An 18,445-nucleotide genomic window follows, 5' to 3' on the forward strand; every position below is an offset into this window, starting at 1 on the left:
AGATTCCGGTTTTTGTCAAAGCCGAAGCAAGACACTTTATCATCAGGAAAGCCATGCCCATAAGAATTGCACACATTCTGCCAAATCATTTTGAAAAAGCAGCAGACAGGTTTCATTCAAATTTCTTTTCAAAAATATTTTGCAGCCACTGGAGTATATATCCTCTACAGGGAGGATGCAATTATCTGCATAGTTCCGGAAAGTTCTACCATTCCATAATCATTTGGAAGAATCAGATGGTCACCCTTCTTAAGGGAAGTTCCGTTTAAGGTTCCTTCGCCATCTAATACGCTCATGATTAAAAATGGATGATCCTGTTTAAAGCTTAATTTATCTGCAACATCAATACGGTATACGGAATAATAGTTGCAACTTATCAGACGCTGTACTTCATCCGGTTTTGCCTGAGTGTGTAAAATGCTGTTTTCTACGGATTTTGCCGGCACAGTTATCACCTCCAGACTCTGTTTGATATGAAGTTCACGCGGCACGCCGTTGCTGAGACGGTCATAATCATAAACACGATAGGTGATATCACTGTTCTGCTGGGTTTCCAATATCATGATGCCACCCTTGATAGCATGTACGGTTCCGGGGTCTATCTGAATGAAGTCCCCTTTCTTTACCGGAATCTCACGGATGAAATCATTCCAGCGTCCGTTCTCTACCATATCTTTTAATTCTTCTCTTGTTTTTGCATTGTGTCCTACGACCAGTGCGGAATCTTCTTTACAGTCCACGATATACCAACACTCGGTTTTTCCCAAAGAGCCGTTTTCATGCTCCTTAGCATAAGCATCATTTGGGTGCACCTGAATACTTAAATCTGCTTTGGCATCAATGATTTTAATTAATAATGGGAAACGATCCAGTCCGGTATTTCCAAATAACTCCGGGTGTTTGTCCCAAAGTTCGGATAATTTCATTCCTTTGTAAGTTCCGGCTGCAATGGTATCATCTCCGTTTGGATGGGCGCTGACACCCCAGCACTCTCCGATATCATCTCCTTCTACCGGATAATGAAAATCATCTTTGAGGCGGGTTCCGCCCCAGATGTTGTGTGTAAATACAGGATTTAAAAATATAATTTCTTTACTCATGATGTTCCATCCTTTCTATTTTCCGGTTCCTGCCACAATGACGGATGTCAGATAAAACGGCACTGCATCATCCGGATGTGTCTCGATTACTTCAAGTTCCAGTTCATGGCTGCCATAAGGCATATGCTCCGTTAAGGTGGTCAGTTCCAGTTTGTCTCCCCATGTCTCATCAAAGGCTCCGTCTAAGATAACTGCATGCTCTCTGTCTCCGTCTACAACGGCTCTTACCTTCGGTGCTTTTCCTGTCACAGAGCGGCGGTACTGCACGGAAATTCCGGTTCCCATAACCTTAAAGTGGATAAATGCACCCTGCTTTTCTGCCATCCAGCCATTGCGAAAGCAGTCGGTAATGTCCTTCTGCGGTGTCGGGTCTTCTTCAAATCCTTCAAACTCCGGCTTGCTGTTAAAATACTGTAACCGTCTGCAATTCTCATAACTGTTATAGGTAAGCGGTGCCCGGTATCTTGCCTCTTCCTCATCCTGCGCCGGATTCTGAATCAGCTTATCTAAGAAATGTGTAATGACACCGGCTACCAGTTCATGTCCCATGTCATTCGGATGCAGGAAATCTGCGGTAATCTTCTCTGCCGGAAGCCGTCCTGCGGATACCTCCGGGTAAATGCTGCTCTGCATGCTGATACATGGAATGCCATAATGTCTTCCGATTTTTGCATGATAATACTGTGCGCTCTTTCCGCTGTCATAATACACATTGTGAACCAGCATCACTGCCGGACGCTGCTCACTTCCGTAAATCTGCCGCACCAGTCCTTCGTAGGTTTCCATAAAGTGTTCACTGCTCTCATCATTGACGGAAAACTCCACCACTACCAAATCCGGCAGCCGGCGAAGCAAATCTTCTTTTACTCTGGCTGCGCCAAACTGGGAAGTAGTTCCTCCGATTCCAGCATTCACATATGTGAACTCCGTATTGAGAAATCTCTGCTGCAGCCAGGCATACACACGATAGGCATAACAGTTTTCCGGTGTAGTCGCTGCACATCCCTGAGTAATGGAACCTCCGATAAATCCAACAGTAAGACTCTCTCCTGCTGTTGCCCGCTTGATAAAATTCTTTAGACGGTAAAGATTTCCACGATAAAGGATTCCGGCATCCTTATCAATGGCATTTCCGGCACTCTTGCGGTTCTCGTAAATGCTGTTTTCCTCGGTGGAATACCGCTTTGCTTTATTCTTTAAGGATTTCATAATCTTAAAAATTTCCAGTGCCCCATAAGAGCGGTGGCTGAGATAATAGATGCCTCCGAAAAGGCGGACTTCCTTAATGAGATTCTTTTCTGCCATCATTGCTTCAAAAGTAATCATGATATGATTGAGCTTTTCCATGGCTGCTTCCTGATTGCAGTCAATTAGGATTGCAAACTCATCCGCTTTCAGATGACATACCATTTCTTTGTCCTTTAAATTCTTGCGGATATGAGAGCCAAGATAGAATAATAAAGTCCGCTCCATCTCTGCTCCTCCACGCTTAATAATCTCTTCATAGCTTCGGATACCAAGCACTGCAACTGCATACTGGGTATCCTGCCAGAGCAGCGTCTGCTCGATTTTTCTTCCGAAGAATTCTTTTGTGCAGGTTCCGGTCATGGAATCCAGTTCCTCGCGGGGTGTTTCTTTCTCGCTCTTCTTCTCCGGCTCTTTTCCTTCCCGCTGCATATAGGCACGGCAGAGATAGCTTTCCACCATTTTTGTTAAAGTAGAAAGAATTTCACACTCTGATTCCGTCCACTCATGGTCTTCTGCCACATTCTGGAATACTGCCAGCATCTGTACTTCATTTCCAATGCAGACCGGCATTTGCAGGCAATTCTTATAAATGGAAAAGCTGTGATCCTGAAAATATTCCTGTATCTTTCTCCAGTTGCGGGTATAGTAATTCAGTTCGATTTTTCCATCCCGGCTGTTCCATTCTTCATAAATTTCCGCAGCCTGTTCTCCGTGCTGTAATAATCCGATATAATCCAGATTAAACTTTAAACCCAGTTCGAAAAAAATTTTATGAATGGCTTCCTTTAAATTTCCTTCTGCCGCCATTACCTGGAATGCATAATCAAAGATTTCACGCTCAATAAAAATATTTTTCTTACCGGCATCTTCTCTTCGTTCCTTAGTATCTTCACGCTTACGCTCGGTGGTGTAATTTTCGTAATTATAATTTTTATCATAGACGCTGAATGCATTTTTTCCACTGTGCTTTACCCGGTATAATGCCTGATCAGCCGCCTGATATAAGCCTTCATACGTGGATGCATCCTTTGGATAAGATGCAATTCCCATACTTAGCGTAACTTTCTTGCCCTCTAAGGAAATGCGGTCTGCGGAACGGGAAATACGCTCTGCAATTTCCATGGCTCTTGCCCTTGCATGATTTTCCCGGCAGAAGATACAGAACTCATCACCACCAATTCGTCCTACATAATCTTCCAGCGAAGAATTCATAATCAGAACGTTTGCCACCTTCATTAAGACTTCATCTCCGTATAAATGGCCATAGGTGTCATTGACGGATTTGAAATCATCAATATCTATAATCAGAAACGCAGCATCCTGGTCTTCCACCGCATGCTGGGTCAGATAATTTTCAATTAGTTCCTTCATTTTTGCCTTATGGAAAAGGTCTGTCAGGGAATCTCGTTCTGCTTTCTGGGTCAGAAGCTCCTGTCCCTTCTTTTCCTCTGTCACATCCATGGTCTTTCCCATAATCTTATATGGCTTATGATTTTTATCGTAAACCGGAATTCCCACATAACGGAACCAGACGAATACAGATTCATCACTTACCTGCCGCACTTCATAGCGGATATGCTCATCCCCCCGGTCCATGGCTGCGCAGAAATCATCAAAGATATTCCAGTCATCCGGATGGACAAACCCCCAATTGTGCATCTGCTGCTGGTAATCCTCGATTACCATATTGGACTTGCTCCATTTACCACCGAGTTTTTTCGATAAGACATATCGTTTGGTGGCAATCTCATATTCCCAGATTGCACAGTCGGAATAATCTTCTGTTATCTTTCTCCTTACGCGTTCTTCTTCCAGTTCCTGTTCCAGTTCTTCAATTTTCTTTCTTAACTCCAAGGTTTCTGTCATAACGCTTTCTCCTTCTTGTTGCGGCATTTCAGATATCTTCCCATAAAACTTCTATATAGGCAGCCAGTTCCTCTGCCATTTCTTCTGCTTCCGGTATCCGGATATGTCCCTTTGTTCCACATCCATTCTTCCGGTACAGAAAATGATGAACTTTTGCATCTGCAATGGATTCACAGACCTCTTCAATTGCCCGGTCCCAGGCAATATCATGTTCCATAATTGTTGTAGTTAAAATAATCTGTGCATCCGGATATATTTCTCTTAGCTTTAAAATAAATTCACGGTAATGTTTTCTCCATTTTCTTCCCATAATGCCATCATAATCCCGTGCCATAAAATCGGTCGGGTGGCTGTCATTCTGTCCGATTGCTACAATGACTGCCTGTGGTATATATTTTGAAAAATCCCATTTTTTCATTTCTCCCAAGTCCGGGTGATAAGCCGTTTTATCATATATCGATTCCATTCCGATATATCCCGGTTCATGGAACCATCCAATTCCGTCTAATAATGCAATTCCGCCCTGTGCTACATCATGAATCTGTGCACCTAATTTACGGGCAGTCATCCATGCATAGGAATAATAGCTGTTGGAATATTCTCCGTTATGTTCCGGATCCGGCTGTCCTATGAAATCTACTGCTTCCGATACTTCTCCGGCGGAAACACTGTCTCCATATACTTCAATTTTCCGCTCCGGCAATGGCTCTAACGGCAATACCTCTGCATCTTCTTCTATTTCAAATCCTAAGAATGTCACATAATGGCAGGCATCCATCCGTTTAAAAAGCAGGCAGTCATGCTCTGTATTATCTAACTGTTCTGCTAGCAGGAGCTCTGTTTCACCGGTCTTTGGCAGCAGATATTTTTCCTGTCTGCCGTCTATGATACAGCCCATATAATTATCCCAATATTCTCTTTTATTTTCTAAATGAACCCGAAGAGAAGTTCCGGTAAAACGAATCCGTACATAACTTGCCGGATAAATCATGACCGGTCTTTCTTTTTCTTCAAAATCAATTCTTCCGCTGTATTGCAAGAATGGATGGTCTGGTGAAATAAACATATTATCCTCCGGTTTTCTACAACTACGAGAAACACGCTTTGCGAGTTTCTCGAGTTATCGCGGTGCTCGCCAAATCTGCATGCAAGCATGCGATTTTTCTCGCTACTCGCGTAAATTACAAAAGGACCCACACATGTGTGAGTCCTTTTGTGCTTACAATTTAGGAGTGGGAATCTGGAATAATGTGTTAGGGAATTGTATACTATTCCAGATCATGAAAAAGAAAACTATCCTATCTTCTGCCTACCTCTGTGTCGCTACAATTAACCACACTATGCTCTTTGATATAATCAACGATTTCATCTATTGTTGTAAACGCTAATCCTACATAGCTATCGGCAGCTCCATAGTAAATAGCAATCTTTCCTGATTCTGAGTCATGAATGGTTGCACATGGGAAGCATACATTCGGTACGAATCCGCGTTCCTCATACCATTCTTCCGGTGTCAGAAGGAAATTTTCACACCGGTATTTCACAACGGACGGATTATCTATATCAAGGATTGCTCCACCGATGGAATATACATATCCATTACAGGTTCCGCTTACACCATGATAGAATAAAAGCCATCCTTCGGAGGTCTCAATTGGTGCTGCGCCTCCGCCAATCTTTAAGGACTCCCACCATTCGGAGCCTTTTCCCATTACATGTCTGTGCTTTCCCCAGTAGACTAAATCCGGACTTTCACTGACAAAGATGTCACCGAATGGGGTGTGTCCGCTGTCTGATGGGCGGGAAAGCAACATGTAATTGCCATGAACTTTTCGAGGGAAGAGCACAGCGTTCCGGTTAAATGGGAGGAAAGGATTTTCAATCCTTGTAAATGTACGGAAGTCGGTAGTCTTTGCCATTCCGATTGCTGCGCCGTAAAAATCCTGGCACCAAATTATGTAATAGGTATCCTCTACTTTTACCAGTCTTGGATCATATGCATATACCGGCATAAAGGATTCCCCGTTTTCGTCAACAAACTCGATTTTATCTTTTTCAAAATCCCAATGGATTGCATCTTTGCTTCTTCCCATATAGATATATGGAATACCATTGGTCTGTTCTCCACGAAATACTCCGATGAACTCATCTCCATAAGGCATTACTGCACTGTTAAAGATTCTTGCTACTCCATCAATTGGATTTCTTCCAATGATTGGGTTTTCTGTATAACGCCATACCGGCGCACCTTTTAATCCTTCCGGTTTGTCCTGCCATGGTACATTTGGGACTGCCGGGCTAATCATTTTTACTTTGCTCATAAAGGCTACCATCCTTTTTCTCAAATTTATTTTGCTGCTTCGTTTTTCAAAAATTCCAGGTTCTTTTCAATGAGATTACATCTTTGTGCCACACACTCTACAGAACGTCCCGGGTCAGATGGTGTCTCAAATACATAATCAATCAGTTTCTCTATGGTTGTTGTTGCAACATGCATTCTGGTATCACTGGATGCGTAGTAAATAAATACTTCGCCTTTTTCATTTGCAATAGCTCCATTGGTAAATACAACGTTGGAAACATCTCCTACACGTTCTTCTCCTCTTGGTCCAATCAGAAGTCCGGACGGCTCTGCAATTACTTTGGCAGGGTCATTTAAATCTGTTGCAAATGCATAAATTACATAACGTAAACCTGCTGCCGTATTACGCACACCATGTGCAATATGAATCCAGCCACGGTCTGTCTTAATCGGTGTTGCACCTGCTCCATTCTTTGCTTCTGTGATGGTGTGGTACTTACGAAGGCTGGTCATTCTCTCTTCATCAATGACTGCATGTGTAATATCATCACACAGTCCAAATCCGATTCCTCCGCCGCTTCCGGTCTCAATGAAATCATCCATTGGTCTGGTATAAAATGCATATTTTCCATCTACAAATTCCGGATGTAATACGACATTTCTCTGCTGTGGGGAACGAAGGGTGGTAAGATTATCCAATCTTTCCCAGCGTTTTAAGTCTTTCGTTCTTACGATTCCGGCTGCTGCTACTGCTGCGGATAAATCATTTACTGATGTATCCTTGCTTTCCGAACAGAACACGCCATAGATATAACCGTCTTCATGTTTGGTAAGACGCATATCATATACATTGGTCTCTTCCGGGCAGGTATCCTCTAAAAGAATCGGATAATCCCAGAAACGGAAACCGTCAATTCCGTTGTCACTTTCTGCTACTCCGAAAAATGACTTACGGTCATTTCCTTCAATTCTTGCTACCAGATAATATTTTCCATTTAATTCAATGGCTCCGGAGTTCATGACTGCGTTGATTCCAAGACGTTCCATAAAATATGGATTGGTCTTTGGATTTAAGTCATATCTCCAGGTCAGCGGAATATGCTCTCTGGTTAATACCGGATATTCATACCGGTCAAAGATTCCATTGTAGAAATCTGTTTTTCTATTTTTACGGCTCAGAAGCTCTTCCTGTCTGGCGGCTTCCACATAATATCTTTCATGCATCATTTTGACATTCTCCTTATCACTTCCATGCACATCCGTCCATTATGATACGGACATTTCCACGGTTCTACGATAGGTCTTCCCTCGTATGGTTTTCCTTCTTTGTCTACTTCCCAGAACCACTCAGAGCCTTCTCGTTTATCCATCACATGTTCTTTAATGAATTCCCAGATGCTTTCTGCTGCTTCTAAGTATTCTTTTTTCTGTGGATCTTTTTCGTATCCATTTAAGAAACCTACGATAGCTTCTGCCTGCACCCACCATACACGGTGTTCATTTACCACACCTTTTTCACATTCGTTGGCAAGCGAATGTCCGTCAAATGCTACTTTGTAAATCTGGCTGGTCAGGTCTCTTGTGATTGCTCCCATACGCTCTGTATAAGTTTCATCACCCAGTACTTCTGTTCCTCTGTCCATCAGCCATGCTGTTTCAATATCATGTCCATAGGAATGCAGGTCGATAATACTGTTATAATTCTTATCAAAGAACACTTCCTGTCTGTGAAGCTCCGGATTGTATACCTTATCAGCAAATACATCCATAATCCACATTAAGCGTTCCTTTACTTTTGTTTCTTTCGATACACGATACAGTTCGGTATATGCCTCGAATACATGTAAAAGAGTATTCATAGTCTTATCAGCAAGTACGCCGTTTTCCGATAATTTTTCATTGGATTCCGGCTTAAAATCTCTGGTAAATGCTTCTAAGTATCCGGCCTCATCCATACAGGTAATCTCAATTTTCTCAAAGAGCTGCATGGCAAGTTCTAAGGTTTCTGCATCCTTAGACGCTGCATAGTATGTAGACAACGCATAGATGCAGAATGCCTGATTGTAAGTATGTTTCGTTGTATCCTTTGGAGTACCGTCATAATTTAGTGACCAGTAAATTCCTCCATATTCTTTATCCAGACATTTATTCTTTAAGAATTCATATCCGTGTTTTGCTTCGTCTAACAGGCTCTCATCTTTTAAAAGCAGATATGCGTTTGCAAAGAACCATGTAATTCTACTGTTTAAAATGCATCCTTTTTCTGCTTTTTTATCAAGGTTCAAGTCATAATCCAGCAGACCGTAATATCCGCCGTATTCATCATCACGTAAGTTTTTCCAGAAAGGAATGATTCCATTTACAAGCTCTTTCCTTATTTCATCTACCATCATCTTTTTATGCTCCTGTTATCTTAATCTTATCAGCCTTTTACAGCTCCTGCTGTGATACCACTGTAAATCTGCTTCTGGCAGAGCAAGAATACAATCAGTGCCGGGAGTAAGGAAATCAGTACACCTGCACAAATCAGGTTGTATTTGCTTCCAAGTGGTCCGGTAAAGGTATAAAGTGCAGTTGCGACTACGCCAAGAGTTCTCTTATCCTGTAAGTAAAGACTTGAGCAGTAGTATTCGTTGTATACAGACACACCCTTCAATACCATACAGGTTACAATTGCCGGTTTCAGTAACGGAAGAATAATCTTCCAGTAAATCTTAAAATAAGATGCTCCGTCGATGTATGCAGATTCATCTAAGGATACAGAAATGTTTTCCATGAACTGAATAAATACATAGATGGAAATAACATCAGTACCCATACTCATGATGATGTATCCATAAAGGTGATTGATAAATCCAAGTCCGCTCATGATCTGGTATACAGATACCTGCATTGCGATTCCAGGAAGTAATGTTGCGAACAGGAATAAGTTTCTTACCAGTCCGTTTCCAGGGAACTTGAAACGGTTCAATACATAAGCAAGCTGTGTTCCAATCAGGATGGATGCTCCAAGCACACACACCAGAATGATTCCGGAGTTGATGAATGCCCTTCCCATATTGGCTCTTGTGAACGCATCAATGAAGTTCTGGAAATTGAGCCAGCTGCTTGGTAATGTCATTACATTGGTGCTCTGATATTCTGCTTCTGTCTTAAATGCTGTGATTACACAGGATACGATTGGCAGCAGTGCCACAAAGGAAAAGAATATCAAAGAGAAATATTTTACAATAATCCAGATTATGGAGCCTGCACTGTAATGTTTCTTTCTTTTTTTAATTTTCTGCTGTGCCATCTTACATCGCTCCTTTCTGTTTCAGGCGGTATTCTTTCTTTCTCCGCTTTTCTAATTTCTTACGCTGCTTCTTTGCATCGTAAGTCTCATCATCAGATTCTGCATTTCGGAATGCGAATTTGAAGAAGAGTTTCTGTAAAATGGTTGCTGCAAAGATAATAAGAAGTAATACTACCGCCATGGCAGATGCAAGACCTACCTTCTGGTTGGTATGTGCGATTTTATTCATTACTACAAAGTATGTTGCGGTTCCACCACCACCGTTTGTGATAACATAAGGCGGGTCGAATGCACTTAAGAAACCGGTAATGGATAAGATGACATTCAATGTTACGATTGTCTTTATACTCGGTAAAATAATATGTAAAAACTGCTGGAATTTATTTGCACCGTCTAACTCTGCTGCCTCATACATTTCGGCATCTACTGACATGATTGCTCCGATGAAAAGAACCATATTCTGTCCAAAATACCGCCATACAGAGGAAGCCACAAGAGAGATATTATTGATACTCTTGTCTTTCAGCCAGTACGGAAGATTGTCTAATTGAAATCCACACCACTGTAATACTGTGTCAAATACAAAGCCTCTGGTGTAGAAGAATTTAAAGATAAAACCAACTGCGATACCACTGATGAGGTATGGGAAAAACATAAATCCCTTAAACATATTTCCACATTTGGTTTTAAAACTTAAGATTGTTGCCAGGTACAATGCCAGTGCAAGCTGAACAATGGAACCTGCCATGTAGTAAAGACTCAATTTCAAAGCACTGAAACAGTCTTTTCTGTTAAATACGTCGATATAGTTTGCCCAACCCACAAATTGTCTCTTATCAGGTGGGGTTGCATATTTCATTTTATAAAAGCTGAACTTTACCATTTCTCCAAACGGAAGATAGGTAAATACAAATAACAATAACAGTGGGATAAACATAAATGCCAATATGATTATGGTCTGTTGTCCCTTTCTGCTTTTTGCCCATTTTTTGATACTGAAGGGCTTCTTTGCTTTCTTCATTGTCACTGCATCCATCGAAATACCTCCATGCCCTTCTTTTGACAGGCTGCCCCCGCCAAAACCGGCGGGAGCATTCCTGTAAAAAGGCTTGTTTCATTTTATGTCTATGGGGAGTTTTCAGTTACTCAATATTACTCGGTTGCTCCACAGTCTTCCTGTGCTGTAGTCCACTTCTCATTCCATTCTGTCATGATGTCATCGAAGCTCTTAGAGCCATCTGCTGCGCACTCTACAACTTCCTGTAATTTCTCTTCACCGCTGTTATTGATGTTTAATCCGGAATCTGCATTCAGTTCATTTAAGAGGTCTTCTTCACCTTCTAATGCCGGCTCATCTACTACAAAGTCAATATCTGAGAATGCTGCATAGAAGTCAGGCATTTTTGTATCTTTTGCTGCGATTGGAAGTCCACCACAATCATATGAGAATCCAGACTGCTCTGTCATGAATTTAACGAAGCATAATGCTGCTGCTTTGTTGTCGTCAGAAGCGTCTGCGTTGATACCAAAGCTGTAGTCAGGTCCTACAGATGCACACTGTTTTCCAGTAGAAAGTGTGATTGGGAATGGCATGTATGCGATATCATCTGCATGATCGCCAGCCTGCTGCATCTGAGGAACAGCCCAGGAACCAAGTACCATACAAGCGATTTCGCCGTTGTTAATCATTCCTTTGGAACCTTCCCAGTCAGTTGTTGAGTAGTCATCTTCTGTTAATCCGTTTGCTACTGCATCGTATAATACTTTGTATACGTTGTATGCGCCTGTTCCATCACCTGGATCTGCAAATGGGTTAGAAGCATGTAATAATTTCTGGTTCATGAATGTGCTGTCTCCAGTAGCACTTCCGCTGATTGCCGGGTCCCACTGTCCACCCATTGCCCAACCAGCTGCGTAGTTGGTGTAAAGTGGAATAGCATCTGTGTTGTCTTTGATTTTCTGTAATGCTGCAATGAAATCTTCTGGAGTCTTTGGAACTTCTGTGATTCCAGCTGCTTCGAATACTGCTTTGTTGTATATGATACCGCCGTTTACACCTGCTGTATAAGGAACTCCGTATACTTCTCCAGCGTAGTTCTGATTGTAGTAGTTAATCTGGCTCTTCATTTCATCTTCTGTTCCAAGAGACATGAAGTATGTACTTAAGTCTGCCTTATCTACTGCCGGGATCATCATTACATCACCCCAGTCACCGCCCTGCAGACGAAGTAATGTATCATCTGCGTAGTTGGTAATTCCTTCTACATCAACTTTGATGTTTGGATACAATTTGTTGAATGCATCGATATATGTCTGATAAGAAATCTCTGCACCATCCTCTAAGAGGTCTGTACGGTTTGTTATTACTTTGATTTCTGCTGTAAGGTCTGCGTAGTCCTCACCGAGCTTTAAGTTAGCATAGCTTAAATCGCCATCGCCTGCGTTGTCACTGGAACCTGTCTCTGTTCCTGCTGCATTGTTGTCTGTGTTGCTGTCTGTTCCGGCATCTTTGCTTCCGCATCCAACCATTGAGAATGCCATTACTGTTGCTGTTGAAAGAGCTAATAACTTTTTCAATTTCATAATAAAAATATCCTCCTTTTAATTTGTTTCGTTACTGTTTCGTAACTTAATTTAATTATACTTTTTTAAACTAATTAATCATCAATCATTCTTGTTTTTAATCTTTCTTTCTTGCGTTTTTCGTCGTTTTCTTCGTTTTAGCCAAATTTATACGTTTGTTTTTAGCATTGTTGCACAAAACAAAGGCGTTTTTTCAATTAATTTAGCTTGGTTAAGTTATTTTTAAGTTATCTTTAGCTTTTTAAAGTTAACTTTATGCTTGCAGTTACCTGTTTTTTTAACTATAATAATGACAGGCTAAATTGTTTTACCATTTTTATTAAGCAATGGAGGGGCATTATGGATTTTAAAAACACTTTTTTTAACTCTATAAAGAACAAATCAAAGTTATCTGACCGGGCTGTAGCAGATGATTTCCTCAAGGATTTTTATTTTTTCCCGGAAGCTGCTCCCTCAGTCAATGTCCTTCTTACCATTCCTGCCGGTGGAAAAATCAATTTCACAACTCCGGTTCATTATATTTTTAATCCTTTTCCTGCCCATCTCCTTATTTATACCATTTCCGGAAGTGGAGCCTTCTCTGTTAACGAGACCGTTTATACTGCTGATGCCAGTCATTGTCTGTTTTTTGACTGTACAAAGCCTTTTTCCATTGAACATAAAGGACACAACTGGAAGTTTTACTTATTTTTTATTTCCGGAAATGCACTTGCTTCCTATTACGAACTCTTTCAGGCAGTTTATGATATTCTTTATCCGGTTCCCGCAGGTTCTTCTATTCCAATGCTTTTTTCGGAACTTGCTGCAATGCCATCAGAACCTTCCTTAAAAGATATTCTGCTTTGTAATAAGAAGCTTCATGACATTTTCACCGAAATGATTCTTTCTGCCCTGAAACAGTCTGACCCTAAGAAGCCTGTTGCCGACTATCTTGTAAATATGAAAGAAGCCTTCGACAATCATTATGAACAGGAATATTCTCTTGCCTACTTCGAAGAATTTACCGGCATCAGCCGTTACCGGCTCTGCCGGGAATTCTCTGCCGCCTTTTCCAGCTCGCCTCTTCAATACCTCAATCAAAGGCGGATTGAAGCTGCCAAAGAACTGCTCTTAGATTCCGATATGCCGGTACATGAAGTCGGTTCTGCTGTCGGCATTGACAATACCAATCATTTTATTCATCTTTTCAAAAAATTTACCGGGACCACCCCATTTGTCTTCAAACAGGCAGTCCCGGCTTCTATACGCGAGCTACGCTCTCCTTACAAACCAGGCGGCCTTCCACCACAGTAACTCCCGGTTTGTAATTATCATTACTGATTTTCTTTACAATATTATGGATTGCCCGGCGGGCCATCTCTTTGATATCTACTTCATAAGTTGTAATCTTCACATCAGAAAGACCCGGATAAAGGTAGTTATCAAATCCTACCACAGAAATGTCCTGTGGAATACGATATCCATTTTCTTCCAGTTTTTTTATCAACATGCTGGCAGTCAGATCACAGTTACATACAAATGCTGTCGGCATGTCTTTTGGAAGTTTCAGCATATTTACTACATCAATCTTTCCTGTTTCAATATGCCGGTCATCTATAATCCAGTCTTTTCTATATTCCAGTCCATGCTCTAACAGTGCCTTCTGGTATCCAAAATAACGGTCTGTAATACTTTCTGTTGCAAGCAGCGTTCCAACGTAGGCAATCTTGCGGTGTCCCATCTGGTACAGATAATTTGTCAGTTCATACGTTCCATAATAACTATTGGAAATAACAGAATCACTTGCCTCTCTTCCGTTATAATAATCAAGGTAAATAACCGGAACACCGGAACCATGATTCAGGATTTTCAGATATCCATCTGTCACATTACCAATGACAATGATACCATCCACTTTACGTTCCTGCACCAGCTTAGGCAGTCTTTCCTCTTCTTCATCTTCAATGCTGATAACCTCCAGCATCGTAAAGCATTCCTTGGCTGTTGCCTTTGTTGCCACAGCCTGATACATCTGCCAATAAAAAGACTCATATTTATCCAGGAACCGTTCACTGATCAATATTCCAAGATTATAGCTCCGGTTCGGCTGGCTCTTCTTCACCATGGAAGGCTGCTTATAGCCAAGTTCATCTGCCACCTGACGGATTCTCTCCCGGACTTCTTCACTCACGCCCTTCTGACCGGACAGTGCTTTTGACACTGTTACCGTGCTGACTCCCACAATCTCTGCAATATCCGCAAGTTTTACTGCTTTTGCCATTTATCTGTACCCCTGTTTCCTATTCTTTATAGTTAACATAACATTAAGTAAATTTCTTATGCATTTAACCATATATCTGATTAAATTTTAATTACTATCCAGCCACTTGTCAAGCAAAGCAGCTATCTCCAATCCATTTTCCTTATCCTTTCTGTATATCCTGATTATTCTGCCATCAGATGAATCAGTTTTCCTTTAAAATCACCCTGTCCACGTCCTATCAGCATTCCGGCATTCATCAGAAGATCACCGGCATATACTTCATCCGTTCCTTCTACTTCGTAGTTCATCTCATCTGAAAGTCCCTTCAGTGTAAGTTTACGGCTATGGCAGTTTGGCTGTGCCAGTACCTGCACATAAGTAACCAGTGCTTCTTTCTTATCTTTCGACACAACCATATAAGCGTCGTACTCATGATTTCTGCTAAAAGACGCCAGCCGGTAATAATCTCCTCTGCGGATGAGGTCGTTATACTTGTGATACATCTTCGTCTGCTGTGGAATCATCGCCTGCTCTTCTTCTGATATCTTCGTAATATCAAGCTCATAGCCAAACGTTCCTGCCAGTGCAACATAACCTCTTGTTTCAAACGGTGTTACTCTTCCAACCGTATGGTTCGGGCAGTCCGAAATATGTGCTCCCATCGTAGAAAGCGGATAAATAAGCATTGTGCCTTCCTGAATCTTCAAACGCTCTATTGCATCTGTATCATCTGAGCACCAGATCTGAGGACTGTAATATAACATTCCCGGATCAAATCTTGCGCCACCACCAGAGCAGTTTTCTAGCAGAAGATGCGGGAATTCTTTTAACAGACGTTCCTGTAATTCATAAACACCCAGCACATAGCGGTGCAACAACTCGCCCTGTCTGTCTTCCGGCAGTACTGCACTGCCGACATCAGAAAGCTGACGGTTCATATCCCACTTTACATATTCAATATTGGCACTCCGCAAAATAGCTGCAACGCTTTCATATGTATGTTCAATTACGTCTCTTCTTGATAAATCCAGTACATACTGATTCCGGCATAGACTTGCCTTCCGTCCTGGAATTGCAATTGCCCAGTCCGGATGCTCTTCATACAATCTTGAATCCGGTGATATCATCTCCGGTTCAAACCAGATACCAAATTTCATGCCAAGGGCATTGACTTTATCTACCAGATTTTTCAGTCCGCCCTTGATTTTATTCTCATTGACAATCCAGTCTCCAAGGCTTGTGCTGTCATCATTGCGGTGTCCAAACCAGCCGTCATCCATAACTAACATTTCAATGCCAAGTTCGGATGCACGTTTTGCAATGCCAAGCAGTTTATCTGTATCAAAATCAAAATAAGTTGCTTCCCAGTTATTGATGAGAATTGGACGTTTCTTATCTTTATATTCACCCCGTATCAGATGATTCCGGTACAAATTGTGAAGATTTCTTGTCATTTGTCCAAGCCCTGCTGCAGAATAGGTAAGTACAACCTCCGGTGCATAGAAATCATCACCCTGCTCCAATTTAAAACAGAACTGCTCCGGATGGATTCCCATCATCATACGTACCGAATCAAACTGGGATAATTCTGCCTGTGCCAGGAAGTTGCCGGAATATACAAAGTGCATGGCATATACAGAACCAGTATCTTCCGTAGCACTCTTTTCTTTTAAAGCAAGGAATGGATGTTCCTGATGGGAAGATTCTCCTCTTACAGAACCTACACTCTGTTTTCCATAACCAATCTGCCGGTATTCTATCTGCCGTTCTTTTGCCCAGGAGCCATGAAGGGTAACCATCTCATATTCCTTATTATCCATATCCAGTGAAGCGGACATAATTTTTGTAAGAAATAATGGTTCTGTTCCATCATAGTGGAGCACTACGCTTCTGGTAATCACATTTTCTTTTTCAAATACGGTATAAAGAAGGTCTGCCCGCAAATCAAGCACTGCATCTTCGCAATGCAATACCAGTGTCTGGCAGGCCTCTTCTCCTGCAAAAGTGGACGGAAGTCCCTTTAGTTCCGGTTTCTCATTTAAAATCTCATAGGACTCATAACCAAGCTGTATTCCGGCATGTCCCTTTACAGTCTTTACCTCGATTGCACTTTCCCGGTAATCGCCCAATCCATTGCCCGGATATTCCATTGGAAAACTGTCTAAGAATGAAAGTCGTTCCCTGTTATTTACCGATGGAACGAATGGTGCTTCTCCTGTGCGCATCAGATATGCCGCATTGGTGCATCTTATTTTCTTTCCATAATATACATGCCCTACAAAATTTTCTTCGTCCACGATTCCAATGATATAACTGGTGTTTTCTGTATCTAACTGAAACAGTCTCTCTTCTTCTAAATATGTGATTGCCATATATGCTCCTTACTCTATCTCTAAAAATTCAAATGGTGTCTTCGGGTCTGCTTTCAAAAACTGCATCAGAAGAAAGGCACAGCGGATTGTAATGCGTTCCGTTTCCAAAATCTTCTTTACCATGGTGCGGTCTGCCAGAATCACTTCCATATCTTCGGTATTTTCAAGATACTGTATGCCATTTTCTTCTCTTACTGTTCCAAACACCATGCTGCCGCTTTCATCACTCATTCCCTGCGCTAAGAAAAAGCCTCTCCGGAAACATGCCGCTCCACCTTCATAGACTTTAAGTGTCAGTCCGGTCTCTTCTTTCATTTCCCGTACTGCTGCATCTTCCGTCCGTTCTCCGGCTTCAATCAATCCTGCCGGAAGTTCATAAATATAATCATTTAATGGATAGCGGTACTGCCGCACCAGAACAATTTTCCTGCCATCTTCTGTCACTGCATAGACCGCCATTCCTTCCGGCTGCATGCTGTGGGTCTTATGTTTAATCCGGTCAGCATCATTCCGGGAGGCAAAATAGTAATCAAAATGTGCTCCGTCTCTTGCTATGGCATCAATCTGATACAGATTCAGAAACGGATTCTCTGTAAGTTTTGTTACATGACCATACTTTTTCTTCTCTTCCTGCACGGCTTTTCCTTTCTCCTGCACATACTTTATCTTTTTATTGCTTTATTTTTTATTTCTTTACTTATTTTAAAATCTCTTCCATCAAAGCAGTCGCAAGCTCCGGGCTCTTCATGCCGTCTGCCATTCCCACGACAACCTCGCCGTCATACCAGCCGGTTGCCTTTACCCAAGCATTGTCTCTAAGGCGGATGCCTGCTGCAATGGTCTCTCCGGTCTCTTCCACTTCTGTCCAGACGATATCGTCCTGATATTTTTCAATCAGTTCTTCCGGCAGATAATCCCGGATGTCTACCAGATAATCGGTTCCTGCCATACATTTGAAAAAGGTTTCATCCGAAAAGAATACATCCACAGACCGGGTCATAAACAGCGTCTGTATCGTCTCTAAGCTGGTAGTATCCACGCTCTCACCGGAATTCGGATCAATCCAGATGGTATAGTTTAAATTAACTTTTTCCTTTTTCGGATTCACGCCGTTTGCTTCCAGAAAATCATTAAAATAGTCCGGGCTTGTGGCTTCAATATGGGTGCCATCAGTATTAACTGCCATCACTCCCATGACCATAGTGGTCTTTGTGGCAAAATGAATAATCAAAAATGCCACAATAAACACACCAAGAGCCACGCCCAGGGTCTTCCACAGGTAATAATCCCGGAAGTAACGCCGCTTTTGCTTTTTCGAAAGCTCCGACCATTTCTGCTTTTCTGTTTTGATTTCCGGTTTCTGATAGAAATCAGAATCTTCTCCCAGTGCTGTTTTTACCGGGCGGTAATTATCATCCCTTTTTCTTTCTCCCACTA

14 protein-coding genes are annotated in these 18,445 nt (G+C 41.8%); 1 reads left to right on the forward strand and 13 read right to left on the reverse strand.

Annotated features, from left to right (window positions below; genetic code table 11):
- Nucleotides 1–164: 164 nt before the first annotated feature.
- From manA to LKD41_RS11950, 9 genes are all read right to left on the reverse strand, one after another.
- Complete coding sequence (manA, locus tag LKD41_RS11910; protein ID WP_227701302.1) at nt 165–1,100, reverse strand: mannose-6-phosphate isomerase, class I; 936 nt, start codon at nt 1,098–1,100, stop codon at nt 165–167.
- Between the two features lie 15 nt (nt 1,101–1,115).
- Complete coding sequence (locus LKD41_RS11915) at nt 1,116–4,214, reverse strand: diguanylate cyclase domain-containing protein (protein WP_227701303.1); 3,099 nt, start codon at nt 4,212–4,214, stop codon at nt 1,116–1,118.
- A gap of 28 nt (nt 4,215–4,242) precedes the next feature.
- Nucleotides 4,243–5,280: an electron transporter RnfD gene (locus LKD41_RS11920; RefSeq protein WP_227701304.1), complete on the reverse strand. Its 1,038-nt coding sequence runs from the start codon at nt 5,278–5,280 to the stop codon at nt 4,243–4,245.
- Nucleotides 5,281–5,512: 232 nt separating this feature from the next.
- Complete coding sequence (locus tag LKD41_RS11925) at nt 5,513–6,535, reverse strand: glycoside hydrolase family 130 protein (RefSeq protein ID WP_227701305.1); 1,023 nt, start codon at nt 6,533–6,535, stop codon at nt 5,513–5,515.
- Nucleotides 6,536–6,561: 26 nt separating this feature from the next.
- Complete coding sequence (locus LKD41_RS11930; RefSeq protein ID WP_227701306.1) at nt 6,562–7,743, reverse strand: glycoside hydrolase family 130 protein; 1,182 nt, start codon at nt 7,741–7,743, stop codon at nt 6,562–6,564.
- Nucleotides 7,740–8,909, reverse strand: a complete 1,170-nt coding sequence (locus tag LKD41_RS11935) for an AGE family epimerase/isomerase (RefSeq protein ID WP_227701307.1) — start codon at nt 8,907–8,909, stop codon at nt 7,740–7,742. The genes LKD41_RS11930 and LKD41_RS11935 overlap by 4 nt, the downstream gene beginning before the upstream one ends.
- 29 nt (nt 8,910–8,938) lie before the next feature.
- Nucleotides 8,939–9,811 (reverse strand): carbohydrate ABC transporter permease, encoded by an 873-nt coding sequence (locus LKD41_RS11940; protein WP_227701308.1) that lies wholly within the window; start codon nt 9,809–9,811, stop codon nt 8,939–8,941.
- A 1-nt stretch (nt 9,812) separates the two neighbouring features.
- Nucleotides 9,813–10,847 (reverse strand): carbohydrate ABC transporter permease, encoded by a 1,035-nt coding sequence (locus tag LKD41_RS11945; protein ID WP_227701309.1) that lies wholly within the window; start codon nt 10,845–10,847, stop codon nt 9,813–9,815.
- Between the two features lie 116 nt (nt 10,848–10,963).
- Complete coding sequence (locus tag LKD41_RS11950) at nt 10,964–12,394, reverse strand: ABC transporter substrate-binding protein (RefSeq protein ID WP_227701310.1); 1,431 nt, start codon at nt 12,392–12,394, stop codon at nt 10,964–10,966.
- A gap of 339 nt (nt 12,395–12,733) precedes the next feature.
- Here LKD41_RS11950 and LKD41_RS11955 point away from each other — a divergent pair, with 339 nt between their 5' ends.
- Entirely contained in the window at nt 12,734–13,687 is a 954-nt protein-coding gene (locus LKD41_RS11955) for a helix-turn-helix transcriptional regulator (protein ID WP_227701311.1), read from the forward strand.
- Here the strand turns inward: LKD41_RS11955 and LKD41_RS11960 are convergent.
- The 4 genes from LKD41_RS11960 to LKD41_RS11975 all read right to left on the reverse strand — a co-directional run bounded on the left by LKD41_RS11960 (nt 13,635) and on the right by LKD41_RS11975 (nt 18,443).
- Nucleotides 13,635–14,654: a LacI family DNA-binding transcriptional regulator gene (locus LKD41_RS11960; RefSeq protein WP_227701312.1), complete on the reverse strand. Its 1,020-nt coding sequence runs from the start codon at nt 14,652–14,654 to the stop codon at nt 13,635–13,637. The two genes, LKD41_RS11955 and LKD41_RS11960, sit on opposite strands and share 53 nt — an antisense overlap.
- Before the next feature lie 164 nt (nt 14,655–14,818).
- Entirely contained in the window at nt 14,819–17,008 is a 2,190-nt protein-coding gene (locus LKD41_RS11965; protein ID WP_227701313.1) for an alpha-galactosidase, read from the reverse strand.
- A 9-nt stretch (nt 17,009–17,017) separates the two neighbouring features.
- Nucleotides 17,018–17,665 (reverse strand): NUDIX hydrolase, encoded by a 648-nt coding sequence (locus LKD41_RS11970; protein WP_227701314.1) that lies wholly within the window; start codon nt 17,663–17,665, stop codon nt 17,018–17,020.
- 40 nt (nt 17,666–17,705) lie between these two features.
- Nucleotides 17,706–18,443 (reverse strand): hypothetical protein, encoded by a 738-nt coding sequence (locus LKD41_RS11975; RefSeq protein ID WP_227701315.1) that lies wholly within the window; start codon nt 18,441–18,443, stop codon nt 17,706–17,708.
- Nucleotides 18,444–18,445 lie beyond the last annotated feature (2 nt).

The sequence above is a fragment of the Roseburia sp. CLA-AA-H209 genome, assembly GCF_020687575.1.
In the GTDB taxonomy this organism is placed as follows: Bacteria; Bacillota; Clostridia; order Lachnospirales; family Lachnospiraceae; genus Roseburia_C; species Roseburia_C amylophila.